Origin of the sequence: Corynebacterium sp. HMSC078H07, assembly GCF_001812805.1 — a bacterium.
Taxonomy (GTDB): domain Bacteria; phylum Actinomycetota; class Actinomycetes; order Mycobacteriales; family Mycobacteriaceae; genus Corynebacterium.
Window position 1 is genome coordinate 52,665 of record NZ_KV810454.1, and the last position, 22,873, is coordinate 75,537.

At 57.8% G+C, this 22,873-nt stretch carries 22 protein-coding genes; 21 read left to right on the forward strand and 1 reads right to left on the reverse strand.

Annotation, left to right across the window (positions count from 1 at the left end):
- Positions 1–165: 165 nt before the first annotated feature.
- The 21 genes from infC to tyrS all read left to right on the forward strand — a co-directional run bounded on the left by infC (position 166) and on the right by tyrS (position 22,175).
- Positions 166–687: a translation initiation factor IF-3 gene (gene infC / locus HMPREF2875_RS02925; RefSeq protein WP_080550383.1), complete on the forward strand. Its 522-nt coding sequence runs from the start codon at positions 166–168 to the stop codon at positions 685–687.
- A 36-nt stretch (positions 688–723) separates the two neighbouring features.
- Positions 724–918: a 50S ribosomal protein L35 gene (gene rpmI, locus HMPREF2875_RS02930; protein WP_070670078.1), complete on the forward strand. Its 195-nt coding sequence runs from the start codon at positions 724–726 to the stop codon at positions 916–918.
- 57 nt (positions 919–975) lie between these two features.
- Positions 976–1,359, forward strand: coding sequence for a 50S ribosomal protein L20 (gene rplT / locus HMPREF2875_RS02935; RefSeq protein WP_005323264.1), 384 nt, complete (start codon positions 976–978; stop codon positions 1,357–1,359).
- Between the two features lie 226 nt (positions 1,360–1,585).
- Positions 1,586–3,265, forward strand: a complete 1,680-nt coding sequence (locus HMPREF2875_RS13160; protein ID WP_083311827.1) for an alkaline phosphatase — start codon at positions 1,586–1,588, stop codon at positions 3,263–3,265.
- Positions 3,266–3,393: 128 nt separating this feature from the next.
- The gene (locus HMPREF2875_RS02945; RefSeq protein ID WP_070670120.1) at positions 3,394–4,194 is read left to right on the forward strand and encodes a TrmH family RNA methyltransferase; all 801 of its coding nucleotides are present in this window, start codon (positions 3,394–3,396) and stop codon (positions 4,192–4,194) included.
- Positions 4,195–4,291: 97 nt separating this feature from the next.
- The gene (gene pheS / locus HMPREF2875_RS02950) at positions 4,292–5,338 is read left to right on the forward strand and encodes a phenylalanine--tRNA ligase subunit alpha (RefSeq protein WP_070670080.1); all 1,047 of its coding nucleotides are present in this window, start codon (positions 4,292–4,294) and stop codon (positions 5,336–5,338) included.
- A gap of 28 nt (positions 5,339–5,366) precedes the next feature.
- The gene (pheT, locus tag HMPREF2875_RS02955) at positions 5,367–7,889 is read left to right on the forward strand and encodes a phenylalanine--tRNA ligase subunit beta (RefSeq protein WP_070670082.1); all 2,523 of its coding nucleotides are present in this window, start codon (positions 5,367–5,369) and stop codon (positions 7,887–7,889) included.
- Between the two features lie 150 nt (positions 7,890–8,039).
- Positions 8,040–8,492 (forward strand): hypothetical protein, encoded by a 453-nt coding sequence (locus HMPREF2875_RS02960; protein WP_070670084.1) that lies wholly within the window; start codon positions 8,040–8,042, stop codon positions 8,490–8,492.
- 176 nt (positions 8,493–8,668) lie between these two features.
- The gene (gene argC, locus HMPREF2875_RS02965; RefSeq protein WP_070670087.1) at positions 8,669–9,712 is read left to right on the forward strand and encodes an N-acetyl-gamma-glutamyl-phosphate reductase; all 1,044 of its coding nucleotides are present in this window, start codon (positions 8,669–8,671) and stop codon (positions 9,710–9,712) included.
- 54 nt (positions 9,713–9,766) lie between these two features.
- Positions 9,767–10,924: a bifunctional glutamate N-acetyltransferase/amino-acid acetyltransferase ArgJ gene (argJ, locus tag HMPREF2875_RS02970; RefSeq protein ID WP_070670089.1), complete on the forward strand. Its 1,158-nt coding sequence runs from the start codon at positions 9,767–9,769 to the stop codon at positions 10,922–10,924.
- A 20-nt stretch (positions 10,925–10,944) separates the two neighbouring features.
- Positions 10,945–11,880: an acetylglutamate kinase gene (gene argB, locus HMPREF2875_RS02975; protein ID WP_070670091.1), complete on the forward strand. Its 936-nt coding sequence runs from the start codon at positions 10,945–10,947 to the stop codon at positions 11,878–11,880.
- A complete protein-coding gene (locus HMPREF2875_RS02980; protein WP_070670093.1) occupies positions 11,877–13,055 on the forward strand; it encodes an acetylornithine transaminase in 1,179 nt (392 codons plus the stop codon). The genes argB and HMPREF2875_RS02980 overlap by 4 nt, the downstream gene beginning before the upstream one ends.
- On the forward strand, positions 13,052–13,969 hold the full coding sequence (gene argF / locus HMPREF2875_RS02985; RefSeq protein WP_070670095.1) for an ornithine carbamoyltransferase: 918 nt from the start codon (positions 13,052–13,054) through the stop codon (positions 13,967–13,969). The genes HMPREF2875_RS02980 and argF overlap by 4 nt, the downstream gene beginning before the upstream one ends.
- A gap of 5 nt (positions 13,970–13,974) precedes the next feature.
- Positions 13,975–14,460, forward strand: coding sequence for an arginine repressor (locus HMPREF2875_RS02990; RefSeq protein WP_039675572.1), 486 nt, complete (start codon positions 13,975–13,977; stop codon positions 14,458–14,460).
- A 77-nt stretch (positions 14,461–14,537) separates the two neighbouring features.
- Positions 14,538–15,752 carry an argininosuccinate synthase gene (locus tag HMPREF2875_RS02995; protein WP_070670097.1) on the forward strand — a complete coding sequence of 405 codons (1,215 nt, stop codon included), beginning with the start codon at positions 14,538–14,540 and terminating at the stop codon, positions 15,750–15,752.
- 27 nt (positions 15,753–15,779) lie between these two features.
- The gene (gene argH, locus HMPREF2875_RS03000; protein WP_070670098.1) at positions 15,780–17,204 is read left to right on the forward strand and encodes an argininosuccinate lyase; all 1,425 of its coding nucleotides are present in this window, start codon (positions 15,780–15,782) and stop codon (positions 17,202–17,204) included.
- 123 nt (positions 17,205–17,327) lie between these two features.
- Positions 17,328–18,455, forward strand: a complete 1,128-nt coding sequence (locus tag HMPREF2875_RS03005) for a hypothetical protein (RefSeq protein WP_070670100.1) — start codon at positions 17,328–17,330, stop codon at positions 18,453–18,455.
- A gap of 36 nt (positions 18,456–18,491) precedes the next feature.
- Entirely contained in the window at positions 18,492–20,057 is a 1,566-nt protein-coding gene (locus HMPREF2875_RS03010; protein WP_070670102.1) for a vWA domain-containing protein, read from the forward strand.
- A 36-nt stretch (positions 20,058–20,093) separates the two neighbouring features.
- Positions 20,094–20,687, forward strand: coding sequence for a hypothetical protein (locus HMPREF2875_RS03015; RefSeq protein WP_070670104.1), 594 nt, complete (start codon positions 20,094–20,096; stop codon positions 20,685–20,687).
- Between the two features lie 11 nt (positions 20,688–20,698).
- Positions 20,699–20,878 (forward strand): Trm112 family protein, encoded by a 180-nt coding sequence (locus HMPREF2875_RS03020; RefSeq protein ID WP_070670106.1) that lies wholly within the window; start codon positions 20,699–20,701, stop codon positions 20,876–20,878.
- Positions 20,879–20,915: 37 nt separating this feature from the next.
- Positions 20,916–22,175 (forward strand): tyrosine--tRNA ligase, encoded by a 1,260-nt coding sequence (tyrS, locus tag HMPREF2875_RS03025; RefSeq protein WP_070670108.1) that lies wholly within the window; start codon positions 20,916–20,918, stop codon positions 22,173–22,175.
- A 364-nt stretch (positions 22,176–22,539) separates the two neighbouring features.
- Here tyrS and HMPREF2875_RS13425 read toward each other — a convergent pair.
- Positions 22,540–22,873: hypothetical protein (locus tag HMPREF2875_RS13425; RefSeq protein WP_210388142.1), on the reverse strand; the 334-nt coding region annotated here is incomplete at its 5' end.

Consider the following 22,873-nt stretch of genomic DNA (forward strand, 5'->3'; position numbering starts at 1 on the left):
CACGAGATTATGCTCAGCGCGAACGCAGGATAAAGGTAAAAGAGTAGGCGCCACGTCAGTGGTGCGTACTTGTTAGAGACTCCCGGTTGCCAGTGGCACCCGGGATTTATTCGTTTGTGGTCACGGTAGGCGCACTACTAGCCCCCACAATCGAGGAGAACCACAATCAGCGCTGAAGCTCGCATTAATGAGCGCATCCGAGTACCCGAGGTCCGTCTTGTTGGCCCCGGTGGTGAACAGGTGGGTATCGTCCGCACTGACGATGCTCGCAAGCTCGCATACGAAGCCGACCTTGACTTGGTCGAGGTTGCACCGAATGCGAAGCCGCCCGTAGCCAAAATTATGGATTACGGCAAGTTTAAGTACGAGCAGGCCCAGAAGGCCCGCGAGTCCCGTAAGAACCAGCAGCAAACTGTGGTGAAGGAACAGAAGTTCCGTCCGAAGATTGATGATCACGATTACGAGACCAAAAAGGGCAACGTGGTGCGCTTCCTGGAGAAGGGTTCCAAGGTCAAGGTGACCATCATGTTCCGCGGTCGTGAGCAATCGCGTCCGGAACTGGGTTTCCGCCTGTTGGAGCGTTTGGCTGACGACGTCGCTGAAGTTGGCGTCGTGGAGTCGCGCCCCAAGCAGGATGGTCGCAACATGACCATGGTCCTGGGACCTGTCCGCAAAGGCAAAAAGTAGACCACGCTCCACTTAGGATTTAAGGATTTAATTCTCATGAAGCAGAAGACTCACAAGGGCACCGCCAAGCGCATCAAGGTGACCGGCTCCGGCAAGCTGCGCCGCGAGCAGGCAAACCGCCGCCACCTCCTCGAGGGCAAGCCGTCCAAGCGTACCCGCCGTCTGAAGGGTGACGAGGACGTCGCTCGTGCAGACACCAAGCGCGTCAAGCGCCTTCTCGGCCGCGCATAAGTCAGCGCCGAACTCCCCATCCCCACACACTCACAATCAAGATAAGGAAGTATTACTGTGGCACGAGTAAAGCGCTCAGTTAACGCCAAGAAGAAGCGCCGCGCGATCCTGAAGTCCGCCAAGGGCTACCGTGGCCAGCGTTCCCGCCTCTACCGCAAGGCTAAGGAGCAGTGGCTGCACTCCATGACTTACGCTTACCGCGATCGTCGCGCCCGTAAGTCCGAGTTCCGCAAGCTGTGGATCCAGCGCATCAATGCTGCTGCTCGTATGAACGACATCACCTACAACCGTCTCATCCACGGCCTGCGCCTGGCTGAGATCGAGGTCGACCGCAAGATCCTCGCTGAGCTTGCTGTCAACGACTTCGAGGCATTCTCCGCTTTGTGTGAGGCTGCTAAGGCTGCACTGCCGGAGGACGTCAACGCTCCGAAGGCTGCCTAAGCACCAGACGAATAAGCGTTACCGAGCCCGCCGTCTCCCAGATAAAGGGAGACGGCGGGCTTTTGTCTTATGAAGAGAAGAGGGCTGCTTAAGGTCGTTGTGGAATGATTGCAGTTTTCAATTTATTCATCTCTTATATACAGTCACGACGGTGGGCGGTCATGAATAAAAACTACTGTGTCGTGTGTTCATTGTCCTCCTATGTTTCACAAGGAATCTTTCACTGATGACACTCTCGCGTCTCGCCACTACCGCCGTGGCTGTTGTTTCTACGGCATCCGTCGTTTCCTTGGGCGTTAGCCCTGCCTGTGCTGCGGAAAGTGCGCACAACGGCCCCAAGAACATCATCTACATGATTGGTGATGGTATGGGCTACGGCCACCTGGCACTCACCAACCTCTATGAGACTGGCCAATCCAAGTACCTCGTTGACGGCGCCTTTGGTGACAAGAATCTGAAGGAAAAGGATGGCGACACAGTCCAGTCCTACGAGGAATTTAACCGCTTGTCTATGGCAACCTTCCCGATGGGTGGCTCCTATGACCCGGAGCAGGCGTGGAAGACCCACGAGTACGTCATGGAAGGCAAGATTACGGATTCAGCCGCGGCCGGTAGTGCGATGGCTACTGGCGTGAAGACAAACAATGGAATCCTTGGTATGTCGCACTACGGCATGAAGGAAGAAAACATGTCTGAGCGCGCTAAGAAGCAGGGGAAGTCTGCTGGCGTTGTCTCCTCGGTTGCCTACTCTGAGGCGACACCCGCTGCATGGGCAGCACACAACATGGACCGCGACAAGTTGCAGGACATCACCAAGGAGATGCTGGACAGTGACCTTGACCTCGTGATGGCGGCCGGCCACCCTTTCTACAACAACGATCACGAGAAGGTCGATACTCCGGACTACAGCTTCATCTACGAGGATGATTACGCCAAGCTTTCCGAAGGCAAGACGAGCTGGAATTACTTCGAATCCAATGATGACTTCAAGAGCATGGCTGACGGTAACGTCGAACCAGATAAGAAGTACTGGGGCATCGCTCAGGTAGGCTCCACCCTCCAAAATTCCCGAACTGGCGAGGCAGAGGCACCCTATTCGGATGAGCTCAACGATGTCGTTGATCTGCCAACTATGACCACTGGTGCCCTTAATGCCCTTGGCCAAGATGAGGATGGCTTCTCCGTAATGATTGAGGGCGGCGCCATTGACTGGGCCGGCCACGGCAACAACCCGGTCCGCGATATTGAAGAGACGCAAGACTTCAACAAGGCTGTCGACGCCGCTATCGAGTGGGTAGAGAAGAACTCCTCCTGGGAGGACACCTTGCTCATCGTGACCGCTGACCATGAGACCGGCTACCTCTCTGGTGCTAATGAGGTGCCGACGGAAAACAATCCAGAGGCCGAAAACAAGTTCAATGCTATGGCGGGTGCTAAAGACGAAGTCGCTCGTCACGGCTGGTATTCCGGTCAGCACACCAACCAGCTCGTCCCGTTCTTCTTCAAGGGCGCGGGTGCTGAGGACATCAAGGCGCATGCGGCCGGAACTGACCCGGTGCGTGGTGACTTCATTGACAACACCACGGTGGCCAATCTGGTCTTTGATCAGTGGTGGACCAACGACGTCGCCTCACCGAGCGAGGATTCTACGACTGAGAATTCTCCTCAGCCGGCGCCGTCTGAAGACAAACCGTCGGAAGAAGACAAGCCCTCCGAGCCCTCCAAGGAACCAAAGCCGGGGAAGGACGCTGGAAGCAGCAAGAACTTCGGTGCCGGTGTTGCCACGGGTATGGGCATCCTTGCCGCTGTTGTAGCTGTACTCGCTGCGTCTGCGCAGCAGGCAGGACTGGTTAACGTCAACGTGAAGGCATTGACTGACCTTGCACAGCGTGTTGGACTGCGTTAAGACACACGAGTGAGTGAGGGGGACGGTGCTTGGCGCCGTCCCCCTCACTGTTACCCGCAGCTAGCGCGCAGTCAACGTGAGTGGAGGAGAACTTTTCAATGGCAAGGTCGGTGGGTACCGTCAAAGCTATGGATCTAGATTTCTCGTCGGCGTTTACTGAACGCACTCCACGCGTGGTCAACGCCGCCAAATTGCATCGCGCGGCCAACCGGAGAAAGGCTGATCGCTTCATCATTGAAGGCGAAAACGCTGTGGACGCAGCCGTGTCTACAGGGGCGGCGACGGATGTCTTCGTGACGGAGAAGGCTGCAGAACGCTTCGCACACATCGTGACCACGTGCAGCTACATGGACGTGTATGTGCACCCGATTACTGACAAGGCCGCGAAACATCTCTCGGATACGGCGACGAGCACTGGATTGTTTGCTGTATGCCGCCCAGTACTGTGGACTTCGGGCAAGATTTTGGCGGGAAAGCCAAAGCTCGTGTCTGTTCCGGTGCTGACCTCTGAGCCCGGCAACGCGGGAACTCTGATTAGAACGTCCGATGCCATGGGTGCTGACGGAGTTATCTTCGCCGGTGACACCGTAGATCCATTAGGTTGCAAGGTAGCGCGAGCTTCAGCAGGTTCGCTCTTTCACATTCCAGTGGCACGAGACCCCAACATCAAGGACGTGCTGGGTAAGTTGCGTTCTTCAGGAATGCAGGTGCTAGCTACGGCTGCTGATGGTGAGCTAGATCTAGCCGATGCAGACCTGTCACAGCCTACGGCGTGGCTGTTCGGCAACGAAGCGCATGGCTTGGGCGACCTTAAGGATGAGGCGGATATGCGCGTGCGCATTCCCATCCTTGGCCGAGCTGAATCCTTGAACCTCGCTACGGCAGCCAGCATCTGCCTCTACGAATCCGCTAAGCAGCAGTCCAACTAGCCCCGTCGGCGCGCGAGGGCTGGTGGGCACAGGTGACAGGCTGCACGGTAAGATAGCTCCCGTTAGTTTTCGTGCGAGAAGAAGGTAATTTAGGCACGTGTCCGACACACCTCAGATCGAATTGACCGAAGAGGCCCTCGAGGCAGCCGCGGAGAAGGCCATTGCCGCCTTCGAAGCTGCACATGATCTTGAAGAGCTCACTGCCGCGCGCCGCGAGCATCTCGGCGACAGCGGCTATATTCCGCAAGCCCGTCAGTCCTTGGGGCAATTGCCCAAGGATCAGCGCAAGGATGCTGGCCGCGCGGTAAATATGGCCCGCGGCAAGGTAGAGAAATCCTTTGCACAGATTCGTGAAGTCCTTGAGCAGGAGGCCCGCGCTGCCCAGCTTAAGGCGGAGAAGGTTGACGTCACCATCCCGACGACCCGCGCGCAGACCGGTGCGCTGCACCCCATTACTGCGTTGTCGGAGCGCATCGCCGACATCTTCGTCGGTATGGGATGGGAAATTGCTGACGGCCCCGAGGTGGAAGCGGAGTACTTTAATTTCGATGCCCTGAACTTCAAGCCGGACCACCCGGCTCGTACGCTGCAGGACACCTTCCACGTTGGCCAGGAAGGTTCCAAGCAGGTGCTGCGCACGCACACCTCTCCGGTGCAGGTCCGCACCATGTTGGACCGCGATGTACCTCTCTACATCGCGTGCCCGGGCCGAGTCTTCCGCACCGACGAACTGGATGCTACCCACACTCCGGTTTTCCACCAGGTGGAGGGCCTTGCCGTGGATAAGGGCCTGACCATGGCGCACCTGCGCGGCACCTTGGAGCACCTAGCTAAGGTCCTTTTCGGACCGGACACCACCACGCGCATGCGCGTCAATTACTTCCCATTTACTGAGCCCTCCGCAGAGGTTGACGTGTGGTTCCCCAACAAGAAGGGTGGCGCCGGCTGGATCGAGTGGGGCGGCTGCGGCATGGTCAACCCCAACGTGTTGCGCGCCGTAGGCATCGATCCGGAGGAGTACACCGGCTTCGCCTTCGGCATGGGCCTTGAGCGCACTCTGCAGTTCCGCAATGGTTTGACCGACATGCGTGACATGGTCGAAGGCGATGTCCGCTTCACCCTGCCCTTCGGCGTGCAGGCATAAGTTACCCAGAAAGGATAGAGAAGAAACCATGCTTATTTCCCAAGACTGGGTTACCCGCATCCTGGGCTCCGCACATTCCGGCTGGACCGTGCCCTCTGAGGATCTTGATTCCGGCTTCGTCCGCGTGGGCTTTGAAACCGAAGGCTACGAGGCGCTCCCGGAGACGACCGGTCCGCTTGTCATTGGCCAAGTTGTCGAGATTGAAGAACTTACCCAGTTCAAAAAACCTATCCGCTACTGCCAAGTCAATGTTGGCCATGCCAATGGCACGGGTGAGTTGCAGGGCATCATCTGTGGCGCCCGCAACTTCCGTCTGAACGACTATGTGGTGGTCGCCCTGCCCGGTTCGGAGCTGCCCGGCGGCTTCAAGATTGCCGCGCGCGAGACCTATGACCACATCTCGAATGGCATGCTCTGCTCCGCCGCTGAGCTCGGATTCGGACCTAAAGCTGATGGCATCATCGTCCTCAGCGATGAGGTCGCAGACAAGGTAGGGGAGGACGCCCGCCCGATTATCGGTTTGGCCGACACTGCCTTCGACGTCAACATCACCCCAGACCGCGGTTATGCGCTCTCCGCCCGTGGACTTACACGTGAAATTGCCTCGGCCTTCGATCTCACCTTCCCTGACGTGGCTCAGGACCCGAGCGTGGCCGGTGTTGATACCTCGGCAGTTCCGGAGGCGCAGGGCGCGCTTATCGCCGTTGACCTGCGCGAGGAAACCAAGGCCCAGCGTTTCGGCCTGCGCAAGGTATCTGGCATCGATCCGACTGCACGCACCCCGTTCTGGATGGAGCGCGAGCTTATGTTGTCCGGTCAGCGCAGCGTCAACGTTGCCACCGACGTCACCAACTACGTCATGCTGCTCCTGGGTGCTCCGATGCATGCTTTCGACGCCAACGTTGTAAGCGGAGATCTTGTGGTCCGCAACGCTGAGGAGGGGGAGAAGTTCGAAACGCTGGACCACGTCGAGCGCAAGCTGTCTGCCGGTGATGTGGTCATCTGCGATGACAACGGCATCCAGTCCTTGGCTGGTGTTATGGGAGGTACGACCTCCGAGATCTCTGATGAGACCACGGACGTCTACTTCGAGTCCGCTATTTGGGATCCGATTACTGTGGCCCGTACCTCGCGCCGCCACAAGCTTTCTTCGGAGGCCTCCCGTCGTTTCGAGCGTGGTGTTGATCCTGCCATCGTGGAAATTGCCCTCGACGTGGCCTGTGCGCTGCTGCAGCAGATTGCCGGTGGCACTATCGAGGCCGGTCGTACGTTGGTCGGGGACGTCGCCAAGCGCGAGCCCATTAGCCTGCGCGTCACTAAACCCAGCGAGTACGCCGGTGTGGAATATTCCCGCGAGACTGTCGTGGCGCGTCTTGAGGAGGTTGGCTGCACTGTCGCCGATAACGGTGAGACCCTCGAGGTTACCCCGGCGACGTGGCGTACGGATATCTCCATGGACGTGGACCTCATTGAGGAAGTACTGCGTCTCGAAGGCTTGGAGGATATTCCAACCGTGCTGCCTACCCCGGCAGGTGGTCGCGGATTAACCCCAGCGCAGAAGCGCCGCCGCGCCATCGGACACGGTCTGGCTTATGCTGGCTATGCCGAAGTGCTGCCGTCACCGTTCATTGCCAACGACACCTTTGATACCTGGGGTCTTGACAAAGACGATGCTCGCCGCCAAACCGTTGCGGTACAAAACCCGCTGGAGGCAGACAAGGCAGTGCTGTCCACAACTCTGCTTCCCAACATGCTGGAAGCCATCGCCCGCAACGTCGCCCGTGGCCGTCACGACCTTGCTCTCTTTGGTCTCCAGCAAGTGGCCTTTAAGCGTGCCGAAGCCTCCCCGATGCCGTCGGTAGAGTCGCGCCCGTCTGATGAGGTTGTCACTGAGTTGCTTGATTCCCTGCCGGAGCAACCGCTCCACGTTGCCACCGTGGCCACCGGCAACATCGAGCACGAAGGTCCGTGGGGAGCAGGACGTGCCTACAGCTATGCCGATGCCATCGAGTCCGCCCGCCAGGTGGCTCGTGCCGCTGGTATTGATGTAACCGTAAAGGCAGCGGAACAGCTGCCGTGGCACCCGGGCCGTTGTGCAGCCATCGTGGTGTGTGGAACTGACGGCGAGGAGTCCATCGTGGGTTACGCTGGTGAATTGCACCCGCAGGTCCTTGAGGCACTTGAGATTCCGGCACGTACCTGTGCCATGGAGCTTGATGTCACTGCGTTGCCTCTGGATGAGAAGTTCCCGGCACCGGTTCTGTCCTCGTTCCCAGCGCTGCACCAGGACATTGCTCTGGTTGTCGACGAAGAGACCCCTGCCGAGCAGGTTCGCCTTGTGGTCGAAGAAGGTGCGGGCGAGCTGCTGGAATCGGTGGAGCTCTTCGACGTCTTCCGTGGAGAGCAGCTCGGTGAAGGCAAGAAGTCCCTGGCGTTCCAGCTGCTCTTCCGTGCTGGTGACCGCACGCTGACGGACGATGAAGTTAACGAGCACCGTCTTGCCGCTGCGGAGCTGGCCAAGCAGCGCTTGGGTGCAGAGATGCGCGCCTAGCGCATTGTGTTAGCTGTTCAAGTGAGGCGGCTGTACGCAACGCTGAGGACACGGTAGGTCGGGGAGCGATCCCCCTCCTGTGGCGTAGGTGTGGGCTGCGCCATAACCTAAGTGGCACAGCGTTTCCACACTGAAAGGATTATCCTCACTATGCGATTGATTTCTCGTCTTGCTGCGACTGCCGCAATCGGCAGTGCTTTGGCTGTGGCGCCTCTGGCCTCAGCCAACCCCACACATGGTTTCTCTAACGCCGATGGCACGGTAACCTGTGATGCCACAAACGTCGATGGTACCTACATCAGCTGCCTATCCTCTGGTGCACGTGCCACCCGTCCTGAGTGCAACCCGCCGAACGAGTTGGTTCCGCAGTTCAGCTACTATGCCGGCCGATCCCATGCCGGTTGCTGGAACCAAGGCATGATGGCTGAACAGTTCAAGCACCTGCAGCCAGGCCAGATTCACCAGTTCAACGAGGTGACCGTCGTAGCCGATAACCAGGGTGGTCTGCACTTTGTGGGTCCAAAGGGCTACCTGGGTTACGCCGGTAAGAAGGCGGTCTCGGGACCTGAAGGCATGGGTTCCATCTCTTCCCGCGCCCTCTAGTCGCCCCCTTATTCATTCCCTATTCCTTCACACCCTTCCTTTCCTTTATCAACACCCGGAAAACTCCACGCTCAAAGTGGGGATTTCCGGGTCTTGCTGATCCTAAGATGGGGAAGTAGGAATCTCATTCGCTGAATAGCATACAGTCCGCTGCATTATTTGCTAGGGTGAGCTCCATGACTATTTCAGTAGCAATCGCAGGAGCCACAGGGTACGCAGGCGGCGAAATCCTGCGTCTGTTGCTTTCCCATCCGGCCTACGTGTCTGGTGAGCTGCGTATCGGCTCACTCACTGGACATTCCAACGCCGGGCAACGAGTATCTGAACTTATGCCGCATCTACCGCAGTTGGCGGATCGCGTCATTGAGGACACCACACCGGAGAATCTGGCCGGCCACGACATTGTTTTTCTCGGTCTTCCCCATGGTTACTCAGCGGAGATTGGTCGGCAACTGGGGGAGTCTGTCACTGTGATTGATTGCGCCGCGGATTTCCGCCTGCGCAATAAAGCAGATTGGGATGCCTACTACGGCGGGGACTATGCCGGTTCATGGCCTTATGGAATTCCGGAGGTTCCCGGCAACCGCGAGAAGCTTCAGGGCAGCAACCGAGTTGCCGTGCCGGGGTGTTTCCCCACCGCGATTACCCTGGGTGCTCTGCCGGCAGTGGCGAAGGATCTCATCGAACCAGAGCTTTCCATCATTGCCATCACGGGTGTGTCCGGAGCGGGTAAGAAGGCATCTGTTGCCCAGCTGGGAGCGGAAACCATGGGCAACCTCAAAGCCTATAAACCAGGTGGTACCCACCGTCATACACCCGAGGTGGTCCAGAACCTGCAACCTTTTACCGACGACACTGTGTCGGTGAGCTTCACTCCCGTCCTCGCCCCGTTGCCTCGTGGCATCTTGGCAACGATCACTGCGCCGTTCAAGGGGGACGTCGATAAGCACAGCGTCCATCAGGCCTTTCGTGACTTCTATGTTGACGAGCCTTTCTGTCACGTCTTGGACGAAGGAAAACAGCCGGAAACGCAGAACGTCGTCGGCACCAACATGGTTCATATTCAGGCGCACGTGGATGAGAATGCACAGCGTCTGATTATTACCGCTGCGCTGGACAATCTGTGCAAAGGCACCGCGGGTGCGGCCGTCCAGTGCATGAACCTGACCCTGGGCTGGGAAGAAACCCTTGGTCTCCCGCAAGCTGCCGTGGCACCTTAAAGCCCTCCCCAAAGCCTCGAGTTCTACCTCTCACGTAACCAAGGAGACACACTGATGATTACCGCCCCCGCTGGTTTCATTGCTGGAGCCACAACTGCTGGAATTAAGCCCTCCGGCAAGCCTGATATGGCGCTCGTTATTAATCAAGGCCCCAGGTTCGACGCTGCGGCCGTGTTTACCCGAAACCGAGTAGTTGCTTCCCCCGTGAAGCTTTCCCGTGAGGCGGTGGCGAATGGTCAACTGCAGGCGGTCATCTATAACTCGGGAAATGCTAATGCCTGCAACGGCGTGCAGGGCGACAAGGATGCTGCGGCCATGGTGGCGGCGGTATCCCAACGAACTGCCATCCCGGCGACTGACATCTCTGCATGTTCGACGGGTCTGATTGGTGAACTGCTGCCGATGGACAAGGCGCTGGCCGGTATTGACGATGTAGCGGGCAACCTCGGTGCGGATAAGGCGAATGGGCACGCGGCCGCGGAGGCCATCATGACGACCGATACGGTGGTCAAGGAAGCAACCTTTTCCGGCAACGGCTGGTGCATAGGTGCGATGGGCAAAGGCGTGGGAATGATGGCGCCGTCGCTTGCCACAATGCTGGTGTGCCTGACTACCGACGCTGTCGCGAGCCCTAAAGCCCTACAGTCAGCGCTGCGCAAGGCATGTGACCTGACCTTTAATACGCTGGATGTGGATGGTTCCACGTCGACCAATGACACGGTCATCATCATGGCCTCGGGCGCCTCAGGCGTGGCGCCAGGTCAAGAGGAATTGGACGCTGCGGTTCTGGCCGTGTGTTCCGATATTGCGGATCAACTGCAAGCCGATGCCGAAGGCGTGACCAAGCGCGTCAAGATCACGGTGGAAGGCACAACTAACGACGAACAAGCACTCAACGCTGCCCGCACTTTGGGGCGGGACAACCTCTTCAAGTGCGCCATGTTCGGCTCTGATCCGAACTGGGGCCGCGTACTTGCGGCAGTCGGCATGGCAGACGCCGACATGGACCCAGACAATATTTCGGTGTTCTTCAACGAACAGGCGGTGTGTATTGGATCCACCGGTGCGCCCGGTGCCCGCGATGTGGACCTTTCCGGCGCAGACATTGATGTCCGCGTAGATCTCGGCACTGGCGGACCAGGTTCGGCTTTCGTGCGGACGACTGACCTTTCCCATGATTACGTGGAGATCAACTCCGCGTACAGCTCGTAAAGGCCTGACGAGGAGGACTGATGATTCAAGGATTAACCAATGCGGACCGCGCCACCGTTCTCGCGGAAGCGCTGCCGTGGCTGCAGCATTACCGCGACAAAATCGTCGTGGTGAAGTATGGCGGAAACGCTATGGTGGATGTATCGCTGAAGGCGGCTTTTGCCGCTGACATGGTGTTCCTGCGCACCGTGGGGGCAAAGCCCGTCGTTGTGCACGGCGGTGGGCCGCAGATCAACGAGATGCTGGGCAAGCTGGGCATTGAAGGTGAATTCAAAGGCGGATTCCGAGTAACCACGCCAGAAATCATGGACGTGGTGCGCATGGTTCTCTTTGGTCAAGTGGGGCGCGGCTTGGTCAACCTCATCAATTCTCATGGCCCCTATGCTGTGGGAACGTCTGGTGAGGATGCTGGACTATTTAGTGCCCGCAAGCGCCTCGTGGAGATCGATGGCGTGCCTACCGACATCGGAATGGTAGGCGAGATCGTGGACGTTAACCCCGACGCTGTCATGGACATTATTGAAGCTGGGCGGATACCGGTGGTCTCCACTATTGCGCCCGGCCAGGATGGCGAGGTCTACAACATCAATGCAGATATTGCGGCCGGCGCCCTAGCCACAGCTTTGGGCGCGGAGCGCCTCGTCATCCTCACCAACGTGGAAGGGTTGTATACCGACTGGCCCAATCGCGATTCACTGGTGTCCAAGATTGAGGTTGAGAAACTCAGAGCGCTGCTGCCGGGGCTGGATTCCGGAATGATTCCCAAGATGGAGTCCTGCCTGATGGCGGTGGAGGGTGGTGTTAATGCCTCCCATGTCATTGACGGCCGTATTGCCCACGCCGTTCTTCTGGAGCTGCTCACCATGGGCGGTATCGGAACGATGGTGTTGCCGAATGAGTACAAACGCGAGGACTACCCCGAAGGAACTGTCTTCAGGAAGGACGATACACAGTGACGGAGCACAAGAAACTCACCGAACGGTGGGGCGAGGTTTTGAGCAACACCTATGGAACTCCGCCGGTGGCCCTGGTCTCCGGTCACGGCTCCACAGTCACTGATGAGGACGGCAAGGACTATATCGATCTCTTGGCGGGTATCGCGGTGAGCTCCTTAGGCTATGCCCACCCTGCCATCGTGGAAGCAGTAAGCACACAGGTAGCCACACTGGGGCATGTCTCCAATCTCTTTGCCAGCCCACCCGTCGTTGAAACTGCCACCAAACTCCTTGAAAAGGTGGGGGACAACGATGCCCGCGTGTTTTTCTCCAATTCAGGCGCTGAGGCCAACGAAGCGGCCTTCAAGCTCGCACGCCTCACTGGCCGCCGCCGCATTCTCGCGGCACACCACGGTTTTCATGGCCGCACGATGGGATCGCTGGCTATGACAGGGCAGCCGGGCAAGCGCAAGGCCTTTGAGCCTTTTCCGGGCGGGGTGGAGTTCTACACCTATGGTGACATCGACTACCTCACGACTTTGGTAGAGCAGGACCCAGAGGACACTGCGGCCATCATCCTGGAGCCTGTACAGGGAGAGACCGGTGTGATTCCAGCACCTGAAGGCTTTTTGACTGCGGTGCGAGAGCTGTGCGACCAGCACGGCATCCTCATGATCGTCGATGAAGTGCAGACTGGTGTGGGGCGTACCGGAGACTTCTTTGCTTTCCAGCACGAGGATGTCCTCCCCGACGTCATCACTATGGCCAAAGGTCTGGGCGCGGGTATGCCGATTGGCGCCACGATTTCACGTGGTCAAGCACAGGGGCTGTTGAGCCCTGGAAGTCATGGAACCACCTTTGGAGGAAACCCGGTGTCCTGTGCGGCGGCATCGGCGGTACTGGACTGCGTGGATGAATCCTTCCTCGCTGAGGTCACGCGAAAGGGCCAGTGGTTGGCCCGCGAGGTAGGAAACTCCCCAGTGGTCTCCTCTGTGCGCGGTCGAGGGCTTATGCTAGGTGTTGTATTAAATAAACCGGTAGCGAAGGAGGCTGTGGCCGTGGGATTACAGCACGGACTCATCCTCAACGCGCCAAGCAGCGAGGTCGTGCGTTTGACCCCGCCGCTAGTGATTACCGATGACGAACTCGCGCAGGCAGTTGAACGCCTGCATAAGGTATTGGAGGAAGTTGGATGAGTCCACGCCATTTCTTGGCTGATGACGACCTCACACCACAGGAGCAGGCCGAGGTTCTTGACCTGGCCCTAAAACTGAAGCAGGACCCCTTTTCCGCGCGCCCGCTTGAAGGGCCAAAGTCGGTCGCGGTGCTGTTTGACAAGACGTCGACCCGCACGCGCTTTTCCTTCGAAGCTGGAATTGCCGCATTAGGCGGCCACGCCATCGTCACCGAAACCAAGTCCACCCAGATGGGCAAAGGCGAGACCTACCAGGACACTGGTGCGGTGCTATCCCGTTTCGTGGAAGCTATTGTGTGGCGCACCTACGAGCATCAGAATCTGCTTGACATGGCGGAAACCGCCACTGTTCCCATCGTGAATGCTCTCTCCGATGACCTGCATCCGTGCCAGATTCTGGCGGACTTGGTGACGTGCCGCGAAAACTTCGGAAACCTAGCCGGCCGCAAGGCCGTGTACCTGGGTGATGGTAACAACAACATGGCGAATTCCTACATGCTCGGCTTCGCCACAGCCGGCATGGAGATGGTCATCATTGCTCCTGAAGGTTTCCAGCCGCAGCAGAAGTTTGTTGACCGTGCACGCCAGCGTGGTGACGTAACGGTGACGGATTCCCTCGCGGCGCTGGAAGGCGCTGACGTGGTCATTACGGATACGTGGGTATCGATGGGGCAGGAGGATGACGGTAAGGATCGCCGGACCCCGTTCTTGCCGTATCAGGTTAACGCTGAGGCTATAGCCCGCGCCAAGGATGACGCCATCTTCTTGCATTGCCTGCCGGCGTATCGCGGAAACGAAGTGACTGCTGAGGTTATTGACGGCCCTCAGTCCCGTGTCTTCGATGAGGCGGAAAATCGCCTTCATGCCCAGAAGGCGCTGTTGGTATGGCTTCTGGCCCATCAGGAGGAGAACTAAAACCTATGACCACCACGCCCACGACTCGCAATGCGCGCCAAGCCAAGATTCTGGAAATCCTGGACCGTACTCGGGTGACCAGTCAGGTGCAGCTCTCAGAGCTGCTTCTCGACGAAGGGATTGACATTACCCAAGCCACCCTGTCCCGCGACCTCGATGAATTGGGCGCCAAGAAGGTCAAACGGGATGGCGGCCGCTCCTTCTATGTCGTGGGCGGAGAGCTGGAGCAATTCGAAGACCAGCTCAATGGTCCGCGGGAAAAGCTGCGTCGCATGCTCGACGAACTTGTGGTCTCCCATGACTACTCCGGGAATATTGCAATGTTGCGCACGCCGGCTGGTGCGGCGCAGTACCTTGCTTCGTTCATTGATCGCGTGGGTTTGCCCGATGTTGTGGGCTGTATTGCTGGCGATGACACCATCTTTATCCTAGCGCGTGAGGACGTAGGCGGTCGCGAGCTGGCGGAGAAACTCACCAACCGCAGCATTTAACATTTATACGAACGTCTGTATAATATAAATTCGATCAGTGTGATCGCACCCTGTATGACTCTAAGGAGTAACTCACTATGACTGCACGTGTTGTGCTTGCCTACTCTGGCGGACTGGATACTTCCGTTGCCATCCCTTACCTGGCCAAGATGACCGGTGGTGAGGTCATTGCCGTGTCCCTCGACTTGGGCCAGGGCGGCGAGGACATGGAGTCCGTGCGCCAGCGTGCTCTTGACTGTGGTGCTGTCGAATCCATCGTCGTGGACGCCAAGGACGAGTTCGCCGAAGAGTACTGCCTGCCTACTATCAAGGCCAACGGTATGTACATGAAGCAGTACCCGCTGGTCTCTGCCATCTCTCGCCCCCTCATTGTTAAGCACCTCGTTGAGGCTGCGCAGGAACACGGCGGTACCCACGTCTCCCACGGCTGCACCGGTAAGGGCAACGATCAGGTCCGCTTTGAGGTGTCCTTCCGTGCACTCGACCCGGCGTTGGAGATCATCGCGCCGGCTCGTGACTACGCCTGGACCCGTGATAAGGCCATCGCCTTCGCCGAGGAAATTAACCTGCCGATCGAGCAGTCCGCTGCCTCTCCGTTCTCCATTGACCAGAATGTGTGGGGTCGCGCGGTCGAGACCGGCTTCCTGGAGGACCTTTGGAACCCGCCGACAAAGGACCTCTACGCCTACACCGAGCAGCCGGACCTGGGCAATGCTCCGGACGAGGTCACCATCACCTTCGACAAAGGTGTGCCGACCGCCATTGATGGCAAGCCGGTAACCGTGCTCGAAGCCATTGAGGAGCTCAACCGCCGTGCCGGTGCCCAGGGCATTGGCCGCCTCGACATGGTGGAAGACCGCCTCGTGGGCATTAAATCCCGTGAGGTCTATGAGGCCCCGGGCGCCATGGTGCTCATCAAGGCCCACGAGGCTCTCGAGGACGTCACCGTTGAGCGTGAACTGGCTCGCTACAAGCGCTTGACCGACGCCCGCTGGTCCGAAGAAGTCTACGACGGCCTTTGGTTCTCCCCGCTGAAGCGTTCGCTGGACGCCTTCACCGAATCCACCCAGGAGAATGTGACCGGCGATATCCGCATGGTCCTCCATGCAGGTACCGCCACCGTCAATGGCCGTCGTTCCGGCCAGTCGCTGTACTCCTTCGACCTGGCTACCTATGACACGGGCGATACCTTTGACCAGACCGCAGCGAAGGGCTTTGTCCAGCTGCACGGCCTATCCACCCAGATCTCTAACCAGCGTGACCGCGACGGCGGTTTCCCCACCGGCAAGTAACCACACCTAATCCAAGGTAAGGAAATAATGCACAAGACCAACGAGGGTGCCCTGTGGGGCGGCCGCTTTTCTGGTGGCCCCTCTGAGGCGATGTTCGCCCTGTCCGTATCTACCCACTTCGACTGGGTTCTTGCCCCGTACGACGTGTTGGCTTCCAAGGCTCATGCCAAGGTGCTGCATAAAGCGGGGCTGCTCTCCGACGCCGACTTGGACACCATGCTCGCCGGCCTCACCGAGCTAGGGGAGAAGGTTGCCTCTGGCGAATTCGGTCCGCTGCCTACTGACGAGGACGTCCACGGCGCCATGGAGCGCGGGCTTATCGACATCGTCGGACCTGAGGTCGGTGGCCGTCTGCGCGCGGGACGCTCCCGCAACGATCAAGTGGCGACTCTATTCCGTATGTGGGTCCGTGATGCTGTACGAGACATCGCCCTTCAGGTCGCTGACTTGGTCGATGCGCTCGTTAGCCAAGCAGAGGCGCATCCGGATGCCATTATGCCGGGAAAGACACACTCCCAGGCAGCACAGCCGATTCTTCTGGCACACGAGCTGCTAGCCCACGCCCAGCCACTTCTGCGTGATATTGAGCGCCTCCAGGACCTGGACAAGCGCTTGGCGGTCTCCCCGTACGGTTCAGGCGCCCTTGCGGGGTCCTCGCTGCACTTGGACCCTGAGGCCATTGCGGAGGAACTAGGCTTCGATGCGTCGGCCGAGAACTCTCTCGACGGCACTGCCTCCCGCGACTTCGCGTCGGAGACCGCTTTTGTCCTCGCCCAGATTGCCGTAGACATGTCTCGCCTTTCGGAGGAGATTATCTACTGGTGCACCCCGGAGTACGGCTACGTCACTCTGGATGATGCCTGGTCTACGGGTTCGTCGATCATGCCGCAGAAGAAGAACCCGGATGTTCCGGAACTGACCCGCGGCAAGACCGGTCGGCTCATTGGCAATCTCACCGGGTTACTGTCCACACTCAAGGCGCAGCCGCTGGCTTACAACCGCGACCTGCAAGAAGACAAGGAACCCATCGTGGATTCCGTGGCGCAGCTTAACCTGCTCCTTCCGGCCATGACGGGACTTGTCGCAACCTTGACGTTCCACGAGGATCGCATGCGTGAGCTGGCCCCGCGTGGGTTTACCTTGGCTACCGACTTGGCTGAGTGGATGGTGCGTCAGGGCGTGCCTTTCCGCGAAGCTCACGAGGCTTCCGGCGCCTGCGTTCAGCTCGCGGAAGCCCGCGGCGTGGACTTGGTGGATCTCACGGATGAGGAGCTGCAGGGCGTCGACAAGCGCCTGCTCCCCGAAGTCCGCGATGTGCTCACCATTGATGGGGCAGTGGCATCGCGCGCTACCAAGGGCGGCACCGCCGGTGTACGTGTAGCCGAACAGCGCGAGCGCGTCAAGGAGCTCTCCGCTGAAGCACGTGAGTGGGCAACAACGCCGCTGCGCTAGGCACAACAGTTTCTGCAACCGCATGGTCTCAGGGCCATGCGGTTCGTGTATTGGGGGACTTTTGTGGGGGTGAGTGCGTGTGAAGTTCAGCGGTGGTGCCTATCACTCTTTATGATTTAGGTCATGAGCAGCCCATCGTCGAAAGGACGCAGCAAGTCTTTCATGGCCGCCGTGGTTTTCCTTGTGATTGCTGTGGCGTCAATTGTCATCGGGCGTGGGGGAATCTCGATGCCGAGTTTTGGTACCTCAGGGGACGTGCAGCACATTACGGGTGCTATTAGCCCTGAGCAGGAAATCTTTTTCAAGGATCCGGACACGATTAAGGCTCTGAAGAAGCACGATATTGAGCTTGAATTCGATGTGTATCCGGCACAGGAGATGATGGAGCTCATGGATGGCTCAGGCAAAGAATATGACTTTTATATGCCGGAGCTCGACGGCGCAGCCCACACTCTTGAAACCTGGGGCGTAGATTCGGCCAACACTGGGCCAGATAGCCGTTCCCAGGAGGTCTTTTCCACTCCGCTAATCGCACTCGTGCATAGCGACCTTATCGAGGATATGAAATCGCACGACCTGGTGAAAGAGACCGGTGGCCAGAAGTCATTGAACCTGTACACGCTCGTGGAGATGTCCCAGAACGGAACCCGGTGGCGGGATATTAGCCCCTCCTTTGGCTCGCCCCGTGTGGTGGACGTAGCGGTTCCACGGTTGACTGAGTCGAATGCTGCGCTGCGCTATGCCAGTGTCGTGCGTGAAGCGGGTTTGGCAGTGGCCGCACAGGAACAGGGAAGTAGAGACTTCGCACAGTTAGACGAGCAGGCTCAGGAGAGTATGCACCGTATTATCGCGGACCAAGGCTACGGTGAGACCACGTCCCAGGGAATGCTTGATGCTTTCTTGCGTGTAGGCAAAGGCGAGATGCCTATGGTGCTGACTACCGAGGAGCAGTATCTGCGCCTTGTGAGTGGTGGCAAAGAGATGTTGCAGTACACGCCGTTGGTGCTGGGGCCGCCGGCGTCGCTTAACAGCACGGTGGTACCCCGCACGGACAAAGGGGAACTGCTAGCCGAGGCACTGGAGGATGATTCTGCCCAGGAAGCAGCAGCCCAGCTTGGTCTACGGACGAAGACTGCTAGCTTCTTTGCACGATTTGCCGAGAAACAGGATTATGACATTCCCGTGATGGTCAATGAAGACAGCCCACAAATGTGGGACTATTACGACGAAATCCTGCAGGAATTCGGCTAGGAACCGGCAGTGAAATCATCAGGAAGGTTGATGCACATGTTTCGCTCACTAAAAGTTCTGGTTGCTGTAATGAGCGCGATGGCTTTGACGGCATGCGGTTTGGGCGACCTGCTCGACGAACCACTAACCCCAGGCTCCGGTTCCAATTTCAGTGGAGGCCTCAATATCGTGGCGGCTACGGAGCTAAAACCATTGGAGCCTGTGCTTGACGACGCCTCCCGAGACCTCGGCTTCGATATCTCCATGACGACCGAAGACGGCACGCTCGCCAATTCCCGCAAGCTGAAGCAGGGCGGGTTCGATGGTTCCTACGATGCCACCTGGTTTGCCACCAACCGCTATGCGCGCATTGTTGGCGCCGACAGTAAGCTTGGCAAGGAATTCAGTGTCGCACGTTCCCCGGTTGTTCTTGGTGTGCAGTCCTCTGTGGCCAACGAGAAAGGCTGGACGACCACGCAGCCAACATGGCAGGAAATTGCGGATTCTGGCATTACCTTCGGTATGACTGATCCGACGACGTCGAATTCGGGTTTTTCGGCGCTGTCTGCGGCGACAACCGCGTTTGCTGATACCGGCCGTGCTCTTTCAGAAAAGGACATCCGCCAAGCCACGGGTAAGGTGCAAAAGCTTTTTGCTAACCAGACCTTGACCTCGGGCTCCTCCGGTTGGCTGGCGGATCGATTCCGGGAGCACCCAGAGCAGGTAGACGCTATTTTCAACTATGAGTCTGTGCTCTATCAGCTGAAAGACGAAGGCGCAGACCTCGAAGTGGTTATTCCCTCTGACGGTGTTATTTCTGCGGACTACCCGTTGTCTGCTCTGAATAGTTCGCAGGATAGCGATGCCGAAGGCAAGGTGCAGGCCCTAGCTGAATGGTTTGGTGAGCACCCAGAAAAGCTCAAGGATTACCACCTGCGAGTCGATGATTCGGACCTACCCGGCACAGTCTTTGAGCTGCCCTATCCGGCGAACGAGAAGACTGTGGACGCCCTTGGTGACGCGTTTGCTCACGAACTGCGAAACCCCGGTAATACTGCCTTGGTTCTCGATACTTCGGGTTCGATGGAAGGTGAGCGCATTGACCTGCTGAAGAGCAGCCTGCGCCCGCTTATCGACGGCTCCGCTGACGGAAGCCCAGATGGTGAAGGCCAAGTAGCTTTCCGAAACCGCGAACAGATCAAGCTCATCCCGTACTCGTCCGAACCGCAACAGCCCACGCGCGCACGAGTGGACAAGGATAATCCGGCGACCACAAAGGAACTTGCTGACCGCGTTGACCGCCTTGTTGCCGATGGTGATACTGCCACTTTTGAGGCTGTCCTCAATGCCTTGGATGAGGTGGATACCGCCAATGGTGATATTGGAACGGTGGTCCTCATGACGGACGGTGAAGTAACGCGTGGGCGTACATTCGCCCAGTTCAAGAACGACTATGAGAAGCTTCCTCCCGAGAAGAAGGAGATCCCTGTCTTCGTCATCTTGTATGGTGAAGCCAATATCCAGGAGATGCAAGAACTGGCAGAACTCACCGGCGGTAAGACCTTTGATGCGCTCAACGGCGACCTAGCTGCTGCCTTCGAAGAGATTCGCGCCTACCAGTAGACCCACTCCGCCTATTCCCAGGAGGATCTCATTCCCATGAATGCCCTGAACTCACGCAAAGCCATTGTTGGTGTTGTGGTAACCGCACTCGTTGTGGTCTTGCACGTTCTTACCGGAGGCGGCCTGGGCTTCCTGTGGCCCGTTGTGGCCGTCTGCGCCGGTGCAGCAGCAGGACTGGTAACGCCCCCGAAACAGCCGAAGGCTATCGAAGCTCCGAAATCGGGCCCGGGGGAACTCACCAGTACTTTGGAGGGAGTTCGGTATGCCTTGGGGCGTCGCCAAGTACCTGGCCCCGTACAACGCGCTTGGGACTCCTTTGATGAGTCGGCGCTGTGGGTTCTGAATAATTGGCGCCGCCTTAATGATGCGCCGCACCAGCAAGCGCTGGTGCGTGACATGATCGAAGAACACTCCACGGAACTAGTCAAGTCCTACCTTGAGGTCACGGATTTGAAGAACCCTGCAGCGGTGAAAGAGATGAGCGAATCGCTCGACATCCTTGGTCGAGAGATGCAGGAAATTCGCGACGCCATCTCTCAAAACTCGGTGCGTAACCTACGCAACCATTCCATGGCGCTCAAACTCGAATATGGTGGGACCCTTCCCTCCATCGAATCTAAGGAGGTGTAGGGTTAGCGGTTATGAGTCTCGATCCGAAGCTGCTTGACATATTGGTGTGTCCGCAGGATAAAGGTCCGCTGAACTATCTGGCCGAGGAACAGGTCTTGGTGAACGAACGCCTTGGCGTGGCCTATCCCATTGAGAACGACATTCCCGTCATGCTGGTAGACCACGCAGTTCCGTGGCCATCTGAAAAGTAGCTCTTAGAGCACGGAATTTTCATCTAAAGGAGACTTCATGAACATTATTGATGAGCTGCAGTGGCGCGGACTCATTAACCAATCCACCGACCTCGACGCACTCCGCGAGGCCTGTGAAGAGCCGATTACCCTGTACTGTGGCTTTGACCCCACCGGCGATTCTCTGCACGCCGGACACCTCGTTCCGATGATCATGCTGCGCCGCTTCCAGGAAGCTGGCCACCATCCCATTGCCTTGGCGGGTGGTGCAACGGGGCAGATTGGTGACCCGCGTGATGTGGGGGAGCGTTCCATGCTCTCGCAGGAGACCATTAACGAGAACATGGTCGCTATCAAGAAGCAGCTGCGCCAGTTCATTAACTTCGAGGGCGAGAACGCTGCGACCATGGTCAACAATGCTGACTGGACTTCGCAGATGTCCGTCATTGACTTTCTGCGCGACGTAGGCAAGAACTTCTCGCTCAACACGATGCTGGACCGCGATACCGTAAAGCGCCGCTTGGAGTCTGACGGTATTTCCTACACCGAATTCTCCTACATGCTCCTGCAGTCCAACGACTACGTTCACCTGCATAATGAGCTTGAGTGTGTCCTGCAGATTGGCGGTGGTGATCAGTGGGGCAACATCGTCTCAGGCGTTGACCTCAACCGTCGCGTTAATGGTGCCAAGGTCCATGGTCTCACTGTTCCACTCGTGACAGATGCGCAGGGCCAGAAGTTCGGCAAGTCAACCGGTGGCGGCAAGCTATGGCTCGACCCAGAGAAGACCTCGCCGTACTCCTGGTACCAGTACTTCCTCAATGCTGGCGACTCCGTTGTCATTGACTACCTGCGGTGGTTTACCTTCCTGAGCCAGGAAGAGATCGCTGAGTACGAGCAGAAGGTAGCCGATGAACCTTTCCGCCGTGAAGCTCAGCGCCGTCTAGCCCAAGAGATGACCACCCTTGTTCACGGCGAGGAGGCTACGAAGTCGGTCGAGCTCGCTGCACAAGCACTCTTCGGCAAGGCGGAGCTTGCTGACCTCGATGAACAGACTTTGGCCGGTGCGTTGTCGGAAACCACCGTGGCCGAGATTGCTTCTGGGGAACCGCGTACCATCATTGACCTGTTGGTCGCTGCTGGTCTGGCCGATTCCAAGGGTGCTGCACGCCGAACCGTGAAAGAGGGCGGCGCCTACGTCAACAACCAGCGCATTGAGGCTGATGACTGGGAGCCGGGCAAAGATGATCTTCTTCACGGCGCTTGGCTGGTCCTTCGCCGCGGCAAGAAGAACTTTGCCGGCGCCAAGCTTGGTTAACCACTGCGCGCATAGTCGGCCGACCATATGAAGGTCTGCTTACCGAATTTCGAATCCCCGCTGCTTAGCGCAGCGGGTTTCATAGTTTTTAGCACGATATCCCGTCGTTTGTGGTCTAGAGTGAGCTGGAGCCGGCGCTAATGGGCTCCACGGTGAAAGCTCAAAATCCATGTTGAGCAGGAGATTTGTTGAAAGATGAAGTCGTGCGTATATTTATCCCAGTCGCCGCGACAAGCGGATGACACGGAGATTAACTCCTAGTTGACAAAGGATAAACTTGTTGGCTAGAGTATGAACTCCAGCCGCTCAGAGCAGTGAATATAATCTTTCACCTGCGAAGAACGTGCGGATGATGTGTGAGAACTCAATAGTGTGCCAATGTACTTTTTTGTGTTGGTTGATTGTAATCATTGTTGGCCGTGTTGTGCCGTATGTACGGCACGGTTGGTGTATGCCGGATGGCGCTTTTTTCAAGCGGCGTCATTGTAAACATTTTAAGTTGTTTGGGCGTATTGATTATTTTCTTCTGACTAGGCCAGCCCTTGTTTTTGTGCCCCGTCGGGTTGGGGGTTGGTTGAAGTTTATTTTCTTTATGTAATTTTTGGATAGCCAGTTCAGGCGATGCTGCGTTTGTGGTGTTGTTTGTTGTGGTTTGTCTTTTTGTTAGGTTTGGGCTTTTCACGGCCTTTTTTGTGGAG

Coding starts and splice junctions, on each gene's coding strand:
- rpmI (WP_070670078.1), top strand. CDS start 724: ATGAAGCAGAAGACTCACAAGGGCACCGCCAAGCGCATCAAGGTGACC.
- HMPREF2875_RS13160 (WP_083311827.1), top strand. CDS start 1,586: ATGACACTCTCGCGTCTCGCCACTACCGCCGTGGCTGTTGTTTCTACG.
- HMPREF2875_RS02945 (WP_070670120.1), top strand. CDS start 3,394: ATGGATCTAGATTTCTCGTCGGCGTTTACTGAACGCACTCCACGCGTG.
- pheT (WP_070670082.1), top strand. CDS start 5,367: ATGCTTATTTCCCAAGACTGGGTTACCCGCATCCTGGGCTCCGCACAT.
- HMPREF2875_RS02960 (WP_070670084.1), top strand. CDS start 8,040: ATGCGATTGATTTCTCGTCTTGCTGCGACTGCCGCAATCGGCAGTGCT.
- argC (WP_070670087.1), top strand. CDS start 8,669: ATGACTATTTCAGTAGCAATCGCAGGAGCCACAGGGTACGCAGGCGGC.
- argJ (WP_070670089.1), top strand. CDS start 9,767: ATGATTACCGCCCCCGCTGGTTTCATTGCTGGAGCCACAACTGCTGGA.
- argB (WP_070670091.1), top strand. CDS start 10,945: ATGATTCAAGGATTAACCAATGCGGACCGCGCCACCGTTCTCGCGGAA.
- argF (WP_070670095.1), top strand. CDS start 13,052: ATGAGTCCACGCCATTTCTTGGCTGATGACGACCTCACACCACAGGAG.
- HMPREF2875_RS02990 (WP_039675572.1), top strand. CDS start 13,975: ATGACCACCACGCCCACGACTCGCAATGCGCGCCAAGCCAAGATTCTG.
- HMPREF2875_RS02995 (WP_070670097.1), top strand. CDS start 14,538: ATGACTGCACGTGTTGTGCTTGCCTACTCTGGCGGACTGGATACTTCC.
- argH (WP_070670098.1), top strand. CDS start 15,780: ATGCACAAGACCAACGAGGGTGCCCTGTGGGGCGGCCGCTTTTCTGGT.
- HMPREF2875_RS03005 (WP_070670100.1), top strand. CDS start 17,328: ATGAGCAGCCCATCGTCGAAAGGACGCAGCAAGTCTTTCATGGCCGCC.
- HMPREF2875_RS03010 (WP_070670102.1), top strand. CDS start 18,492: ATGTTTCGCTCACTAAAAGTTCTGGTTGCTGTAATGAGCGCGATGGCT.
- HMPREF2875_RS03015 (WP_070670104.1), top strand. CDS start 20,094: ATGAATGCCCTGAACTCACGCAAAGCCATTGTTGGTGTTGTGGTAACC.
- HMPREF2875_RS03020 (WP_070670106.1), top strand. CDS start 20,699: ATGAGTCTCGATCCGAAGCTGCTTGACATATTGGTGTGTCCGCAGGAT.
- tyrS (WP_070670108.1), top strand. CDS start 20,916: ATGAACATTATTGATGAGCTGCAGTGGCGCGGACTCATTAACCAATCC.